Raw genomic sequence first — 16,110 nt, forward strand, 5'->3', positions numbered from 1 at the left:
GTTCATGGGATATCGGTTGGGGATGAATTAAGTGAAAGGATCAGAAGAGAACGTAAACATCAGCCTCCTGGAGGCGGATCCTGGCAGCCTTCCCGAGTTCAAGCTCGCCTTGCAGGATGCCTTTCGCGTGGCGGCAGAGGCAGACTTTGGACACCCACTTGAAGAGCCCATTCCGTCTGACGAAGATATTGAACAGTCATTTCACACCAAGGGGGCCGTTACATACTGGATCATGGCAGCCGAACAACGGGTTGGTGGAGCCGTGTTAGTGATAGACCAGATGAGCGGTCGCAACTCCCTGTCATTCTTTTTCATCGCGACGAGCCAACAGAGCAAAGGCTTGGGCCTGAAAGCCTGGCATGCGATTGAAAAGGCGTTTCCTCTCACCAAAGTCTGGGAAACGGTGACGCCATATTTTGAGAAACGGAATATTCACTTCTACGTGAACCGATGTGGTTTCAACATTGTCGATTTCTACAACAAATACCATCCAGATCCACATCAGCTCTCACACCCTATTGATGGCAAAGGAGATGACGATGAGATGTTCCGGTTTGAAAAAATAATGGAAGGCGCGAGTGCTGGTAAACGCGAAAGCCAACCCGGCGATTGACCCCGCTTGTGTCGCTCTGTGTCGGCTGCGCGATACATCCGTGCGGGCCCGCGTGGCTTCAAAGGTGAAGGCGGCTTTCGAACGATAGACCAGGCCAAGGCGGTATCATTCGTCGCTACCGCTATCAGGGGAATACCCTCTCCATCTATGCCATGGGCGGTGCTCATGGCATCCTACGGGCTTGGTCAATCCGATGAGTGGTGGTCCGGATGGCCATCATGCCTTTTCCCCTTATCAAGCAACCCATCAAGGGCCGAATTCACTCATACCTCGCCGCTTCCCAGGCGTGTATCGCCTGTTTGCGGGTCTCGCCCCAGTGATAGCCGCCGAGTTTGCCGTTTTGCTGGATGACCCGGTGGCAGGGGATCATCAAGGCGACGGGGTTGGCGCCCACTGCCAGCCCCACGGCGCGGGCGGCCTTGGGATTGCCGACGGCGCTTGCCACCTGGGCGTAGCTCACCACCTTGGCGGGCGGGATCTCGAGCAGCGCCCGCCAGACGCTGATCTGAAAGTTGGTGCCGCTCACGTGCAAGGAGATGGGGCGATCCGGCGCCTTGCTGTCATCGAACATGGTGTGGATGACCCCCTGGGTGCGTGATGGCGCCTCCCTAAGTTCTGCCTCTGGCCAGTTGTGGGCGAGGGCGGTCAGGGGCGCCTGTGGATCCTGGTCATCGAGAAAGGAGAAGTTGCATACCCCCCGCGGGGTCAGGGCGACGAACGCCTGGCCGAAGGGGGTGTCGTGCACCCCGTGATCGATAACCAGACCGGCCCCGCGCTGCTTGTACTCGCCCGGCGTCACCGCTTCGAGCTGCACGAAGTGATCGTAGAGCCGCGAGCCGCTGCTCAGGCCCAGGGTATCGGCCACCTCCAGCAGGGAGCGCGACTCCTGCAGCAGCGCCTTGGCCCGCTCCAGGGTCAGCACCTGCAGATAGCGTTTGGGTGTCACTCCGGCCCAGCGGCTGAACAGCCGCTGGAAGTGAAAGGGGCTTAAGTGCACGTGCGCCGCTATCTCGTCCAGGGTGGGCTGGCGCGCCACCTGGCTTGCGATAAAGGCGATGGCATCACTGATGCGGGCGTAATCAGACATAAGGCGCTCTCACGATAGGTTTGCAGCCGCAGGATCTTGGGTGCGACAAATAGATACCCCACCATCGGCCAGCAGGGCAATGCCGGTGGTAAAGCTGGATGCATCGGACGCGAGATAGAGGGCCGAGCGGGCGATCTCCTCCGGTTGGGCTAGGCGCTTGAGGGCATGCATATGCTGCACAAAGGCGAGACTCTCCGGCGTATCGGTAAAGGCGCGCCCCATGGGGGTGTCGGTGCCCCCCGGCAGCAGGGCGTTGACCCGCACCCCTTGTGCCCCATATTCGGCGGCCAGCACCTGGGTCAGGCCGATGAGGCCCGCCTTGCTCGCCGCATAGGCCGCCATGCCGGGCAGCCCCAGGGTATGGCCGACGAAGGTGGAGGTAAATATGAGGGATCCGCCCCCGCGCGCCACCATGGCGGGGATCTGGTGCTTGGCCCCCACAAAGGCGCTGGTGAGGTTGGTATCCAGGGTTTCATGCCACTGGGTCAGTGCCATCTCCTGCACGCTGCCCGGCGTCCCCGTGGTGCCGGCGTTGTTGAAGGCGATATCCAAACCCCCGAAACGTCCCACCGCGAGATCCACCAGGGCGCTGGCGTAAGCTTCGCTTTTCACATCCCCCGCCAAGCTCACCGCCTGGCCCCCGAATTCCCTGATCTCCTCCACCAGCAGGTCCAGCTCGGGCTGGCGGCGGGCGCCGACGACGACGCTGGCTCCCTCCCTTGCGAACAGGATGGCACTGGCGCGGCCGATGCCGGAGCTGGCTCCGGTGATGATGGCGACCTTGTTGGACAGTTGTGACATGGCAGTTCCCTCGCGAGATGTGCATGGCGCCAGGTGGCGGCGCTCATGCAGGATTGGCAGACAAGTGATGGGTTCGAGCCCGTTTCTTGATCAAACCCTGTTGGTTCAAACCCTCGGGGGATCGAAAGCACTTTTGGTTTGAAAGCACTATGGCTGCGAACCTTTGTCACGACGACCCGGATCTTGCTCACTTGTCCCATCGGCGATGGGTCATCACGGCATCGGGAGATATCAGCGTTCTTTGAAGGGAGTGGGAAGGGAGTGGGAAGGGAGGGGGGTTGTTGCGCCGCTTTCCCAGGTGGTGGTGACCTGGGGATGCAAGGCAAGGGCATGGAAAACAGTGCCACCGGTGTCGGCGGCACTGACGCAAAGCCTGGTGGCAGTAACCCCTCTCCGGGTTATCGGGTCAGGGCGGGGCTGGATGTGGCGGCGCAGGGCAGGGCGGCCAACTGTGCGAGGTGATCGCCCAGGGAGACCCCGGCGCCGGTTGCGTTGACCGTCTCGAAGTAGTGGTGCCAGCCCGATGCGGCTATCCCCTGGACGAGGGCCTCGATGGCCGCGGCATCCGGCCCGCGCCAGATGGCGAAGAAGGGGTGGGGGGCGTCATGGAGGGTGGTGGCATGGGTCTCGCCCAGGGCGATGGGCTCCACCCCGAGGGCTGCGAGGTTGGCCATGCCTGTGCCAATGGCCTCGAAGAACTGCTGACGGGCCGTCTGGCTCAGTGCCAGCCAGGCGGGAGTGGGGGTGTAGAGCTCTGCCAGATAGTGGGTCATAGGGGTTCCTTGGGGAGTTGGCCCTTGCGCAAGGTGCGCAGGGCGCGTTGACAAATCCGGGTTGTCGCGGGGCAGGGGCTTTCGCGAGACCAGCGCGCGCAGAGGTCAATGACCCACTGTGGCCTATCTTTGCTCGCATCGTTCAGCCAGTTGGCGACGGAGTCCTGCACATAGGGGGCGGGATCGGCCCTGAGGGGTTCGAGCAGCATCAGGGCCTGCTCCGGCGCTTGTCGCAGGGACGCAAGATGGGTGCACCAGACGCCGCGGGGCCGGGTCGCCTCGCTGGCAAAGCGTCGCAGCCGCTCGGACGGCTCCGCCGTCCAGGGCACCAGGGCGGCAATGGCCACCTCCAGCTGCGCGGCAATTGTCGAGCGCATTGCGAGCCAGGCCCACTCGCGCACCCCAAAGTGAGGGTCATCGGCGAGGGGACGAATGAGGGCCAGGCGGTCACCGAGCGACAGCCCCTCGCTCGCGCCCACCATGAAACAGGCCCAGCCCCGCACGGTATCGGAGTGATGACGGCTGAGCGCCGCAAGATCCCTCCTGCCGTGCTCGGCCAGGAGCAGCCTGGCGGCCAGCGCCATGCGCCGGGTAATGCCCTCCCCGGATGCGGCGTGCAGCGACGCCAGCGCCTGGGGCCCGAGCGCAGGCAGGGTGCACTGCATCAGGGCGGCAAAATCCACCGCCAGGCATTCGGTCAGGTTGCTTGCCTCGATCTCTCCCTGGTTGAGCCGGGCGAGGCGTGAGGGGGCGATATCCGTGATGCGGCTGCGTGTCATGGGTGCTCCTCTGTGGCGGCCTCTGTGCAGCCTGCCCGGGATGAGATGACATTGAGCCAGGCCCGCTTGAGCAGGGCGCTCAGGGTCTCTCGCTCTGCCTGATCGAACCCGGCAAACAGGGAGCCTATCCACTGGCTGTGCTCATCGAGCAGGTGCTGCGCCAGGGCCTGGCCCTGCTCTGTCAGGCGCACCGAGATCTTTCGCCTGTCCTGGCTGTCGCAGTGGCGAGCCAGCAGGCCGTCCCGCTGCAACCCGTCGAGCAGGCCGGTGATGGTGGCCCGTGTGACCCCCGCCTTGTCGGCAAGCTCGTGGGGGGCCAGCCCTTCTGGCAGGTCGCGCAGCAAAAACAGCAGCACGAACTTGCCTTCGGAGAGGCGGTGGGGAGCCAGGCGCGCCGCGCACGCCTGATCAATGGCAGCGGCGAGGGTCAACACCTCAAAGCAGACTCGTATGTTGTCGGTGTCCGCGTGGCCGCGGCGCTTCGCATCCTCCAGCAGGGCGAGGTGTTTCTGTTCCAGCATGATCATGATGGTGAGTCTCGAATGACTTTGTATGGCGCCATACTATATGGCGCCAACCAAATGATCAACCATGCACAAGTGCGACCCGAATGGTCGATGGCAACGGGGCGCAGATGTGTGGCGATGGGGGGCTCTGCAAGAAAAGGCTGTGCAAGAAAATCGGCCATCTTTGGCCGTCATTCCCTATAATGCCCCTCCTTTGTGGCCTGGGGGGCGCGCCCCGCAGTGAGCCACCGCAAGCCCGAATCTTGATAGAGACGATCCCATGCATACCCTGGAACAGCTGCGAGCAGGCGAACTCTGCGGCGCCCGCCACCTCAAACTTGCTGAAAACCTCGCGGTGTTCCCTCCCGAGATCCTGAGCCTCAAGGAGACCCTGGAGGTGCTGGATCTCACCGGCAACCAGCTGAGCGAGTTGCCTGACGAGCTGGCCGAGTTCAGCAAACTGCGCATTATCTTTTGCTCCGAGAACAACTTCACCGAGCTGCCCGAGGTGCTGGGGCGCTGCCCGGCGCTCACCATGGTGGGCTTTAAGGCCAACCGGATTGCCACGGTTCCCGCTGCGTCGCTACCGGCGGGGCTGCGCTGGCTGATCCTGACCGACAACGCCATCGAGCGGTTGCCCGATGAGCTGGGTCAGTGCGGTGCCCTGCAAAAACTGATGCTCGCGGGCAACCGTCTGTGCGAGCTGCCGGCAAGCCTGGCCAGCTGCCGGCGTTTGGAGCTGCTGCGCATCGCCGCCAACCGCCTGCCGGCACTGCCCGAGTGGCTGCTCGCCTTGCCGCGTCTGTCCTGGCTGGCCTTCGCGGGCAACCCCTTTGGCGACAAGCAGGAGCGCCGGCTTGGCGAGAGGGCCGCCACCGATATCCCCTGGCCCGCGTTGACCCTGGGGGAGCAACTGGGGCAAGGCGCGTCCGGCGTCATCCACGGCGCAGAGTGGCGCTCCGACGAGGGGACCCGGGCGGTGGCGGTCAAGCTGTTCAAGGGGGCGATGACCAGCGACGGTCTGCCTCGCTGCGAGATGGCGGTGTCCCTGGCCGCCGGTCGCCATCCCAACCTGGTCGGGGTGATGGGGCGGGTGAGCGATCATCCCTCCGGCATCCCGGCCCTGGTGATGCCCCTGATAGACCCCGCCTTCGCCACCCTGGCGGGGCCCCCGAGTCTGAAATCCTGCACCCGGGATATCTATCCGGCGGATCTGGCTTTCACCCCGGCCCAGGTGATGGCCATGGTGCAGGGGGTGGCGAGCGCCGCCCGCCATCTGCACGAGCGAGGCATACTGCACGGGGATCTCTATGCCCATAACCTGCTGCACTCTGTTCAGGAGCCGGGCCGGGTGCTGCTCGGGGACTTTGGCGCCGCCTCCTGCTATGACCGTGCCGATGAGGTGCTGGCCAAAAGGCTGGAGCGCCTGGAGGTGCGGGCCTTTGGCTGCCTGCTGACGGAGCTGCTGGCGCGCTGCCCCACCCAGGGCAAGGCCCTTGAGCAGCTCCATCGACTGGCTGAGGATTGCCTCTCGCAAGGGGTGCTGCAGCGCCCCTCGTTTGCAGAGAGTGCCGCCCGGATAGACGCGGTGGCGGCCAGTGTGGCGGCGGAGCCCGCCTGCGCTCTGGCACAGGCCATTCCCTGATCACAGCAATGCCTCCTGCGGTCCTGGTCGCCGTTGAAATCCCTTGCCTGGCAAAACCGCGGGGCAGGGGAGACAAGGGTTGCGCCGCCTCGGTGAAGTTGTGATAGTGATCCACCATTGCACATGACGAGAGGATGATGATGGAAGCGGCGTTTTGGCATCAGAAGTGGGAAGAGAACCGGATTGGCTTTCATCAGGCAGATTTCAACCGCTGGCTGCAATCCTGGTGGTCGGCCCAGCAGCAGGATGAGCCCGTGCTGGTGCCCCTGTGCGGCAAGTCCCGGGACATGCTCTGGCTGCGCGGCCAGGGGCACCCTGTCGATGGCTTCGAGCTCTCGGCCCTGGCGGTGAGCCAGTTTTTCAGCGAGCACGGCCTGACCGAGGAGGTGAGCGAGGTGGGGCCCTATCGGTGCCACCAGCACGACAGCCTGCGCATCTACCAGGGGGATTTCTTTGCCGCCCCCGAGCTGGGCCGCCGTTATCGGTTGGTCTATGACAGGGCGGCCCTCATCGCCTTGCCAGCGGCCATGCGCCGCCAGTATGCGGCGCAGATGAGCCGCCTGGTGGAAGCCGGGGGCCAGGTGCTGCTGGTGACCCTGGAATATCAGCCCGAGCAGCAGCAACAGCCGCCGTTCTCGGTGGGGGAGATGGAGGTGCGCACCCTGTTTGAGCACGACTTTAGCGTGGAGGTGCTGGGCCGGGCGACCGAGCTGGATCACCCCAGGGTGATCTCCGGGCAACTCTCCTATTTCGATGAGGTGGCTTACCGGCTGATCCGCCGGGGCTCCTGATCCGTCAGGGCTGGAGGGAAGTGCTGAGCCAAGGGGCCGCGCTCTGGTGCTTTGCTCGCGCTTGCCTGAATGGGCTGGGCCGAGGTGGAAACCGCTGAACGGGCTGCGCCTTGGTCCTGGCTTGGAGTTATGTCTGATAGGAGATGGAAGGGGGATCCCGATCGGCAAACGGGCAGGGCGTTGACTCTTTGTTACCTCTTTTGATGTAGATCAACCGGCCTCTGCCGGGAGGGGGTAAGATGAAGGCGTTTCTCAATCACTGCTGGCATCGACCCGGTCGCGTGCCGTCCAGTGTCTGATTTTCACGCTCATGTTCACGTTTGGCGGCACTTGTCGTCTTTATGGTGGTATTTCCAGCCGGCCTCTTTGGCCGGCTTTTTCTTTGGGGCGCATCAGCCCTCGAAGGGCTGAGCGGTGAGGCGAAATGCCCCTGTGTCGTCGATGATCTGGCCGGTGATCCGCTCGTCGTGTTCATGGCCCTGGCCATAGCTGCAGAGGATCAGCCTGTCCGAGGTCCGTGAGCGCAGCGCCATGACGAAGCGCACCAGATCGGCGCGGCTGAGCCTGCCCACCTCCTCGCAGACCCTCTCGCGCTGATCAAACCCCAGATCCTTGTTGCCAATGCTGACCCAGAGTCGCTGGCCGCGGCTGCGCAGGTTGGCATCCCGCTCGCTCAGCTGGGCCTGCAGGCCCGCCTTGCTCTCCTGCCACTGCTGCTCGCTGAATTCGAGCATGGCCAGGGGGAAGAGGTCGATAAACTCCTCCACCGCATCGAGCAGCACCTGGGGCCCAGCCACCGGCGACTGGATATAGAAGATGAGGCCAGGATGGCGATTGAGGGGCAGGTTGCCGGCCCCCACCACGTAACCGAGCTGCTGGCGGGTGCGCAGCTCGTGGAAGAAGGTGGAGGACATGATGTGGTTGGCCAGGGTGAAGCAGGCGAGATCCCGCGCCCTGGTGGTACGGGACTGGTAGTAGACCAGGAGCGCCGAGTCTTCGTGTTCGCAGCCGTGTTGGCGAATGAGGGTGCCTCTGTCCTGGATGGAGAGCAGGGGGCGTCGGGTCTCGCTGCCCGGCTGGCTGTAGGGGGCGAGATGGCGCTCGAGCAAGGCGGCCAGGGCCAGGGCCTCGCTCTCCTGCCAGTCGCCGTGCACCAGGGTCTCCACGTGCACCTCCTTGAACAGCTGGGCGACGAAGGCCGGCATCTCGCCAATCTCGACGCCGCGCAGGTGGCGCAGCAACTGCTCGAAGGGCGGGTTGTTGGGTTGCAGCAGGCTGGTGAGCTGGTTGAACAGCTGGTTGATGGGGCGGGTCTTGGCCTGGTTCTCCCAGTTGCGAATGAGCTGCTGCTTGATGGCATCGAAGCGGGCCGGATCCGGATAGCCCAGGGTGCGGTTGCCGAGGATCATGTCCAGCAGCAACGCCTGCTTGTCGGCAAAGCCGCTCAGGGTGATGGTGAAGCCCCCCTGATGGGCATACATCTGATAGCCGAGGCCGGCGAGCTCGGCCGGGTAGGTGAGGGCGTTGAGGTGATCGCTAAGCAGCTCCACCGCGAGCCGGGCCATGGCGATGTGGCGCGGACTCTTGACCGCATGCTCGCTGTCGATGGCGATGTAGAGGTTGCCCTTGGGCACCTTGAACTGGTGCTCATGGAGGTGCCAGAGCCGAAAGCCGGGCCTGTCTATCAGGCAGGCGGGCTGGTCGGCGGCGATGGCGGGCGCCCTGGGCTCCAGGCGGCTGGCGATGAAGGGGTTGGGCTCGGGCAGGGCCAGGGCCCCATCGGGCTCGCACTGTTGCCAGCGGATCTTGCTGGCCTCCGGGATGGGGCTCACCTTGTAGGGGGTCTGATACCAGCGGGCGAGGCAGTCCGTGGCCAGCCCGGGGGCGACCAGGGTGACCCTCAGGTTGTGGGGGATCAGCTTGGCGAGCAGGCGCGCGATCAGGGCCTCGTCATACTCGCGCATCATGTAGTCGCCGTAGAGCAGATCCTCCGGGCGATAGAGAAAGAGGTTGAGCACCAGGCCCGCCACCGTGTCCTGGGCCTTGCCCCGCTCCTGGAAGCGAAACGCCGACTCGAGCACCTGCTGCTTCTCCACGTAGCGCCAGGGGGAGAGCCCTTGGCGCTGGATCAGCTTGAGATAGCCAAACAGCAGACCGATGATCTCGTCCACATGGTCGACCCCTGCCGGGGTCAGGCCGAAGTTGATGCCAAAGTCCTTGAAGTTGCTGCCGCTCACGCCCCCACCGGCGGCCAGCTGATTGACCCATCCCTTCTCCTTGAGCAGGGAGAGCAGGCTGCCATTGCCCTCATAGCCGATGAGGTGACTGAGGAAGGTGAGGGGCTTTCGATCGTAATAGGCATCGACCGGCGGCAGCGGGAAGGTCAGGCTCAGTCGGCGGCTCTCCTTGACCGGCACCAGATCGATGCGCAGCCCCAGCTCCTCCTGTCGGTAGAGGGGCGCCGTCAGGGTGGGCTCCCCCAGATTGCGATCGACGATGGGGCCGAAGAAGTGTTCACACCAGGTTAATTGGGTCGCAATAGACTCAGGTGACAGCATCACCAGCGCCATGCGATCCGCGCTGTAGTGACGCTCGTAGAAAGCTACGAGGTCGCCATGCAGGCTGCGTCCCGGCAGATCCGCCAGGGTATCGAGATTGCCGACCGAGAACTTGGCGAAGGGGTGGGCCGGATTGACCGTCTCCTTGTGCACCTGATAGCTGCGGCGCACGTCGTCCATCAGCTTGAGGCGATACTCGGAATCGACCGCGTTGCGCTCCTTGTCGACCCATTCGGGCGCCAGGGTCGGGCAGATGAAGAACTGGGCGAACCGGGCCAGCCCCTGCTCGAAGTAGGCGTTGTCGATATCGAAGAAGAAGTTGGTGAACTCGGTGCCTGTCCAGGCATTGTTGCTGCCGCCGTGACGATTCATGAACTGCTGGTATTCGCCGGGCTTGGGAAAGGTGCGGGTGCCGAGAAACAGCATATGCTCGAGGAAATGGGCCATGCCCTGGCGATCGACTGGATCGTCGAAATGGCCGGTATTGACCGCCAGCGAAGCCGCCGATTTGTCGGTCTCAGGGTCACAAATGAGGAGCACCTTGAGCCGGTTGGCCAGCGTGAGGTAGTGATACTGCCTGTGGTCATTTGGGCTGGCATAGGGGCTCATAGGCGTTGACTCATGTTGGATTTATTTGAATTTAAAGATGATTATCGACCTCGGTTCCCGGTTGGGCAAACCCTTTTCTGAGAGGTCGCGCAATTGTTTCCCCGTGCGGGTCAAGGTAAGATCGCCCCGCCGTCAACGTCCAAACAGGCCCGACAGGGTGAGGTGGGAATGAAGATTTACATCATGCGTCATGGCCAGGCTGGCATGAATGCGAAAACCGATGAACAGCGTCCCTTGACCGAACAGGGGGTGGCAGAATCGTTGCATATGGCGCGCTGGCTCGCTCCTCAGTTGGACAATGGCCTGGGATTGGTGATCCACAGCAACTACCTGCGGGCGCGGCAGACCTGGCAGGGGATCAGCCAGGTGCTGCCGACCCCGAGTCGGGTCGAGGAGAGTGCGGAGATCACCCCTTACGGCGATCCGGCCTTGGTGGCCAGCTATCTCACCGCCCTGGCCGATCAGCACGACAGCATCCTCATGGTCAGTCACCTGCCCCTGGTGGGCTATCTGGTGCAGATGCTGAGCCCGGCGGCGGGGGCGCCCATGTTCGCCACCTCGGGTCTGGCCTGCATCGAGTGGCAGCAGGGCAAAGGCAACTTGCTCTGGCTGACGGGACCTCATACAATACCCATTGAAACAATCTGATAACATTCAGCTTTTTTAATGTTTGACCTTGTTGTTTGTAGATGAATATCCAGTTTTCAGGGAACCGTTTCGCAGAAACTGCTGTCATACGGGGACAATGGCAAGAGGTTACAACGATGAGAGTATTTAAAAAATACCTGCCGCTGATGGTGGCAAAGCATGTCAAGACCTTCTTCAAGGGGCGCATTTATATCCATGGTCGCGGTCGCTTCGACTTTCAGTCCGGGCTGCTGCTGATGCCGAGCCAGGCCGATCTGCCTCACCGTCAGACGGTGCTCGAGGTCAACGCCCTGATAGGTCGCCTGCACATGGATGCGGCGTAACGGCGCCATCCCGCGTTGCCGCCATGCCGTGCCCCAGACCCTCTTCGGAGGGTCTGATTGTTTCAGCCCCTGCGATTTGCCTCAATGAGCCCTTGCACCCGTCCTCTCATGCAAAAAACGGCCCCGCGATGGGGCCGTCTGATATCAGGAGCCGCCGTCGGGCCTTATTGGGCGATCAGGTACATGTCCTTGGAATAGACCAGATCCTGGGGATTGTGATAGGGGTAGCCCTTCACGAAGGGCTTGAGCAGTCGGGATTTCACATAGAAGTAGACGGGGGCGATGGGGGCCTCCTGATCGAGGATCTGCTCTGCCGCCTGATAGAGCCGGTTGCGCTCGGCCGGGCTCTGGGCGTCATGGGCCCTGGCGAGCAGGGCGTCATACTCCTTGTTGACCCACTTGCCGCTGTTGGCCGAGCTGCTGGAGGTCATGATGTCGAGGAAGGTGGAGGCGTCGTTGTAGTCGCCGTTCCAGGAGTAGCGGCTCACCCCGAAGTCCCCCTCGTTGAGGGCGGAGACCATGGTCTTCCACTCCATGTTGTTGAGTTCGGATTTCACCCCCAGGTTGTGTTTCCACATGGAGGAGATGGCCAGGGCTATCTTCTTGTGGCCTTCGTTGGTGTTGTAGAGGATATCCACGCTGAGGGGCTTGTCCGGACCATAGCCAGCCTCGGCCAGCAGCGCCTTGGCTTCCTGGATACGCTGCTCCTTGCTCATCTGCTGGCTGCGGGAGGGCTTGAGCTCGAAGCCATCGACGATGGGCGGTGTGAAGCTGTAGGCCGAGATCTGCCCCTGACCCAGGATCTTGCCTGTGATGGTGTCGCGGTCGATGGCGAGGGAGAGCGCCTTGCGCACCCTGGGATCGTCGAAGGGTTTGCGCTGGGTGTTGAACACATAGTAATAGCTGGCCAGCAGCGGCACGTTGAGCAGCTCGTCCGGCGCCGATTTCTTCAAGACGGCGTATTGCTCCAGGGGATAGCTGGTGTAGTGCAGGCTGCCGGCCCGGTAGCGATTGTAGGCGGCGGTGTCGGCCACTATCTCCAGATAGAGCACCTTGTTGATCACCGTATTGGCATTGTCCCAGTAATGGACGTTGCGCTCTGCCACCAGGCGCTCGTTGGGGGTCCACTCCTTGAGCACATAGGCACCGTTCGAAACGATATTGCCCGGTTTGACCCACTCCTGGCCAAATTTGGCGATGGTCGCCCGTGGCGCCGGGAAGGTAGTGTAGTGGGAGAGGGTCTTGAGGAAGAAGGGGACGGGGGCCTTGAGGCGGATCTGCAGGGTGTGGTCATCGAGGGCCTTGATGCCGAGGGTATCCGGGCTGGCCTTTCCTGCCAGCACCTCGCTGGCGCCGGTGACCCCGGTCAGCTCGATGAACCAGGCATAATTCGATGCCGTCTTGGGATCCGCCGCCCGCTGCCAACCATAGACATAATCCGCCGCCGTCACCGGCTCGCCATTGGACCATCTGGCGTCGGGCCTGAGGGTGAAGGTGTAGAGGGTGCCGCTGGCATCCACCTCATAGCCGATGGCCCCGGCCGGTTGCAGCTTGCCATCCCCATCCACGGTATAGAGGCCCTCGAACAGATCGTTCACTATCTCGCTGCCCGAACTCTCCTCCACCAGCTGGGGATCGATGGAGGCGGGCTCAGCCCCTATGTTGCGAATAAAGGTCTGTTGCTCGGCGGGGAGCAATGTGGTGCCGGGTGGTACCTGTGCTGCCAGGGCGGGCAGCGCGAACAGGGCCAGCACGGCCCCGGCGATGAGGGTCTTCTTCATTGAATATCCTTATGTTTTTGTATGCTTCCAAAGCGATCCCAGTGTGCTGTATCCGCAAGGAAAGCTCAAGAGCGAGTCCCTCTGGCCCGGGAGAGGCGGGCATCGATAGGGGAGGGCGCCATGGTGAGGTGAAGGTGGGGAGGGCATGCCTGCCGGTAGTTTATCGAAGCGAATTAACTTCTCGAAATCTCGGGGCAAACTCGACACATCAAGGGATGAATGACCATGGAGGTGACTTTTTTGAACAGAAATTCAACGAGTTAATTCGCTGCAAAAACAAATTTTCAACGTTACATTGGGTTACATAACAATGATGCCGCGCTCGGCTCTTTTTTTGCGCCGCCATGCAAACGTTTTCAACGCCAACGGAAATGCTCAAAGGAAACACCATGAAGAACATGATCACCCTGGGTGAGTACATCGTCAAAAAACAGGCGGACTATCCGACCGCAACCGGCGAACTCAGCTCCTTGCTCAGCTCCATTCGCCTCGCTGCCAAGGTGGTCAACCGGGAGATCAACAAGGCAGGCCTGGCCGACATCATGGGCTCGGTTGGTGCCGCAAATGTGCAGGGTGAAGAGCAGCAGAAGCTGGATGTCTATGCCAACGAACGCTTCAAGGCGGCCCTGGAGGCCCGTGGTGAGGTGTGTGGCATGGCCTCCGAGGAGGAGGAGGACTTCGTCGCCTTCGATTCGGCGCTCTCGGCTCACTCCAAGTATGTGGTGCTGATAGATCCCCTGGATGGCTCCTCCAACATCGACGTCAACGTCTCGGTCGGCACCATATTCTCCATCTATCGCCGGGTGAGCGAACCGGGCTCGCCGGTGCGTCTGGATGACTTCCTGCAGCCGGGCCATCGCCAGGTCGCCGCCGGCTACGTGGTCTACGGCTCCTCCACCATGCTGGTGTATACCACAGGGTTTGGGGTCAACGGTTTCACCTATGATCCCTCCATCGGCTGCTTCTGCCTCTCCCACGAGAACATCCGCATCCCGGAGGAAGGCAAGATCTACTCCATCAACGAGGGCAACTACATCAAGTTCCCGGATGGGGTGAAGAAGTACCTGAAATATTGCCAGGAGCTTGATGAGGCGACCCACAGGCCCTATACCTCCCGCTATATCGGCTCCCTGGTCTCGGATTTTCACCGCAACCTGCTCAAGGGCGGCATCTACATCTATCCGTCCGGTACCAACTCCCCGAACGGCAAGCTGCGTCTGCTTTACGAGTGCAACCCCATGGCCTTCCTGGTGGAGCAGGCGGGGGGCAAGGCCTCTGACGGTTTCCGTCGCATCATGGACATACAGCCGACCGCCCTGCATCAGCGCACCCCCTATTTCGTGGGCTCAACCCGGATGGTGGAGCGGGCCGAGGGCTTCATGCGCGAGTTTTCCGGTCATGAAGAGGTGAAGGATTAAGACCTGGTCACCTTCCGACAAAAAGCAAAAAGGCCGCGCAAGCGGCCTTTTTCTCTGCACTCACGGCTCATTTGGCCGCTTGTTTGCTCACCAGCTCCAGCAGCTCGTAGCGAATGCTGGGGGCGTCGGCGGGGGGATTTTCCACCGGATGCTTGGCAATCTTCAGCTCATACAGGTAACCAGGTTCGAAGGTAAAGCCTTGAATTTGGTTGTAAAACAGCGTCCAGTCCTGATCCTTGCTCTCCTTGACTTCCATGCACTGCATGGGACCTACACCGGTGCAGGGCACCAGCTGGGCGTTGATAAAGAGGGTGTCGCCCGCCGGGGCGGGGGCCGGTTGGCAGCCAGCCAGTACCAGGGCGGCAGCGGCAAGGGGAAATTTCATGGGATGGGCCTCGTTGACGAATTCAAACGAGGATTAAAACGCGAAAGAAAAAGGCGGTCAATGACCGCCTTGGTAACACAGCGTATCGACTCAGTGCATCAGCGCTGATCGAGCGGAGTGAATTCCCGTTGCGGTTGACCCGTGTAGAGCTGACGCGGGCGACCGATCTTCTGATCCGGATCCGAGTGCATTTCGTTCCAGTGGGCAATCCAGCCGATGGTGCGGGAGATGGCGAAGATCACGGTGAACATGGAGACGGGGATGCCGATGGCCTTCATGATGATACCGGAGTAGAAGTCCACGTTGGGGTAGAGTTTCTTTTCGACAAAGTAGGCATCGGACAGCGCGATGCGCTCCAGCTCCATGGCCACATCCAGCAGCGGATCCTTGATCTGCAGCTCGCTCAGTACCTCGTGGCAGGTTTCGCGCATCACGGTGGCACGAGGGTCGTGGTTCTTGTAGACCCGGTGACCGAAACCCATGAGACGGAACGGATCGTTCTTGTCCTTTGCCTTGGCGATGTACTCGGGAATGCGATCCACCGAGCCTATCTCTTCGAGCATCTTGAGGCAGGCTTCGTTGGCGCCGCCATGAGCCGGTCCCCACAGGGAGGCGATCCCGGCGGCGATACAGGCAAACGGGTTGGCACCGGAGGAGCCGGCCAGACGCACGGTGGAGGTGGAGGCGTTCTGCTCGTGATCCGCATGCAGGGTGAAGATGCGATCCATGGCCCGCTCGACGATGGGGTTGACCTTGTACTCTTCGGTCGGCACGCCAAACATCATGTGCAGGAAGTTGCCGGCATAGGAGAGGGCGTTACGCGGCTGCATGAAGGGCTGGCCGATGGAGTATTTGTAACACATGGCGGCCAGGGTCGGCATCTTGGAGAGCAGACGGAAGGCGCAGATCTCGCGATGCTCTTCGTTGTTGATGTCGAGGGCATCGTGATAGAAGGCGGACAGGGCGCTGACCACACCGCACATGATGGCCATGGGGTGGGAGTCACGACGGAAGCCGCGGAAGAAGAAGGCGATCTGCTCGTGCACCATGGTGTGGCGGGTGACCAGACGCTCGAATTCGGCGTACTGGGCCTTGGTGGGGGCCTCGCCGTAGAGCAGGATGTAGCAGACTTCCAGATAGCTTGCCTGGGTGGCCAGCTCGGCAATGGGGTAACCACGGTGCAGCAAGACACCCTGATCGCCATCTATGTAGGTGATGGAGGATTTGCAAGAACCTGTGGCCATAAAACCAGGGTCGAAGGTGAAATAACCTTGAGCGCCCAGTTTTCTGACATCGATCACGTCGGGTCCGACGGTCCCCGACAGGATCGGTAGTTCGACCGGCTCTTTTCCGGGTAGGTGTAGGGTGGCTATTTTATCAGCCATAGCACGTC

The 16,110-nt window shown here is 62.0% G+C and carries 15 protein-coding genes; 6 read left to right on the forward strand and 9 right to left on the reverse strand.

The genetic code is table 11. From position 1 onward, the window contains the following. Positions 1-31 precede the first annotated feature (31 nt). Positions 32-613 carry a GNAT family N-acetyltransferase gene (locus tag ACLHZ1_RS10355; RefSeq protein WP_427262031.1) on the forward strand — a complete coding sequence of 194 codons (582 nt, stop codon included), beginning with the start codon at positions 32-34 and terminating at the stop codon, positions 611-613. A 259-nt stretch (positions 614-872) separates the two neighbouring features. Here the strand turns inward: ACLHZ1_RS10355 and ACLHZ1_RS10360 are convergent, their stop codons facing one another. From ACLHZ1_RS10360 to ACLHZ1_RS10380, 5 genes are all read right to left on the reverse strand, one after another. Next, positions 873-1,700, reverse strand: a complete 828-nt coding sequence (locus ACLHZ1_RS10360) for a bifunctional transcriptional activator/DNA repair enzyme AdaA (RefSeq protein ID WP_427262032.1) — start codon at positions 1,698-1,700, stop codon at positions 873-875. 9 nt (positions 1,701-1,709) lie between these two features. After that, a complete protein-coding gene (locus ACLHZ1_RS10365; protein ID WP_427262033.1) occupies positions 1,710-2,501 on the reverse strand; it encodes an SDR family oxidoreductase in 792 nt (263 codons plus the stop codon). Between the two features lie 398 nt (positions 2,502-2,899). Continuing rightward, positions 2,900-3,274 carry a DUF6616 family protein gene (locus tag ACLHZ1_RS10370; RefSeq protein WP_427262034.1) on the reverse strand — a complete coding sequence of 125 codons (375 nt, stop codon included), beginning with the start codon at positions 3,272-3,274 and terminating at the stop codon, positions 2,900-2,902. Continuing rightward, entirely contained in the window at positions 3,271-4,053 is a 783-nt protein-coding gene (locus tag ACLHZ1_RS10375) for a DNA alkylation repair protein (RefSeq protein WP_427262035.1), read from the reverse strand. The genes ACLHZ1_RS10370 and ACLHZ1_RS10375 overlap by 4 nt, the downstream gene beginning before the upstream one ends. After that, on the reverse strand, positions 4,050-4,580 hold the full coding sequence (locus ACLHZ1_RS10380; protein WP_427262036.1) for a MarR family winged helix-turn-helix transcriptional regulator: 531 nt from the start codon (positions 4,578-4,580) through the stop codon (positions 4,050-4,052). Before ACLHZ1_RS10380 ends, ACLHZ1_RS10375 begins: the two co-directional genes overlap by 4 nt. Before the next feature lie 259 nt (positions 4,581-4,839). Here ACLHZ1_RS10380 and ACLHZ1_RS10385 point away from each other — a divergent pair, with 259 nt between their 5' ends. Both ACLHZ1_RS10385 and ACLHZ1_RS10390 read left to right on the forward strand, forming a co-directional pair. Next, on the forward strand, positions 4,840-6,204 hold the full coding sequence (locus ACLHZ1_RS10385; RefSeq protein WP_427262037.1) for a leucine-rich repeat-containing protein kinase family protein: 1,365 nt from the start codon (positions 4,840-4,842) through the stop codon (positions 6,202-6,204). A 140-nt stretch (positions 6,205-6,344) separates the two neighbouring features. Beyond that, the gene (locus ACLHZ1_RS10390) at positions 6,345-6,995 is read left to right on the forward strand and encodes a thiopurine S-methyltransferase (RefSeq protein ID WP_427262071.1); all 651 of its coding nucleotides are present in this window, start codon (positions 6,345-6,347) and stop codon (positions 6,993-6,995) included. A gap of 392 nt (positions 6,996-7,387) precedes the next feature. Here ACLHZ1_RS10390 and ACLHZ1_RS10395 read toward each other — a convergent pair whose 3' ends face one another. Beyond that, complete coding sequence (locus tag ACLHZ1_RS10395; protein ID WP_427262038.1) at positions 7,388-10,162, reverse strand: insulinase family protein; 2,775 nt, start codon at positions 10,160-10,162, stop codon at positions 7,388-7,390. Between the two features lie 168 nt (positions 10,163-10,330). On the opposite strand from ACLHZ1_RS10395, the gene sixA reads away from it, so the two are divergent. Next, on the forward strand, positions 10,331-10,810 hold the full coding sequence (gene sixA, locus ACLHZ1_RS10400; RefSeq protein WP_041992242.1) for a phosphohistidine phosphatase SixA: 480 nt from the start codon (positions 10,331-10,333) through the stop codon (positions 10,808-10,810). A 116-nt stretch (positions 10,811-10,926) separates the two neighbouring features. Then, positions 10,927-11,133, forward strand: coding sequence for a DUF1107 domain-containing protein (locus ACLHZ1_RS10405; RefSeq protein WP_408793275.1), 207 nt, complete (start codon positions 10,927-10,929; stop codon positions 11,131-11,133). A 164-nt stretch (positions 11,134-11,297) separates the two neighbouring features. Here ACLHZ1_RS10405 and ACLHZ1_RS10410 read toward each other — a convergent pair whose 3' ends face one another. After that, the gene (locus ACLHZ1_RS10410) at positions 11,298-12,914 is read right to left on the reverse strand and encodes a peptide ABC transporter substrate-binding protein (protein ID WP_427262039.1); all 1,617 of its coding nucleotides are present in this window, start codon (positions 12,912-12,914) and stop codon (positions 11,298-11,300) included. A 389-nt stretch (positions 12,915-13,303) separates the two neighbouring features. On the opposite strand from ACLHZ1_RS10410, the gene fbp reads away from it, so the two are divergent. After that, positions 13,304-14,332 carry a class 1 fructose-bisphosphatase gene (gene fbp, locus ACLHZ1_RS10415; RefSeq protein WP_427262040.1) on the forward strand — a complete coding sequence of 343 codons (1,029 nt, stop codon included), beginning with the start codon at positions 13,304-13,306 and terminating at the stop codon, positions 14,330-14,332. 67 nt (positions 14,333-14,399) lie between these two features. Here the strand turns inward: fbp and ACLHZ1_RS10420 are convergent, their stop codons facing one another. After that, the gene (locus ACLHZ1_RS10420) at positions 14,400-14,717 is read right to left on the reverse strand and encodes a DUF4377 domain-containing protein (protein ID WP_427262041.1); all 318 of its coding nucleotides are present in this window, start codon (positions 14,715-14,717) and stop codon (positions 14,400-14,402) included. Between the two features lie 98 nt (positions 14,718-14,815). Continuing rightward, positions 14,816-16,102 (reverse strand): citrate synthase, encoded by a 1,287-nt coding sequence (locus tag ACLHZ1_RS10425; protein ID WP_427262042.1) that lies wholly within the window; start codon positions 16,100-16,102, stop codon positions 14,816-14,818. Between the last annotated feature and the right edge of the window lie 8 nt (positions 16,103-16,110).

It is taken from the genome of Aeromonas sobria (genome assembly GCF_050266975.1).
GTDB classification, from domain to species: domain Bacteria; phylum Pseudomonadota; class Gammaproteobacteria; order Enterobacterales; family Aeromonadaceae; genus Aeromonas; species Aeromonas sobria_B.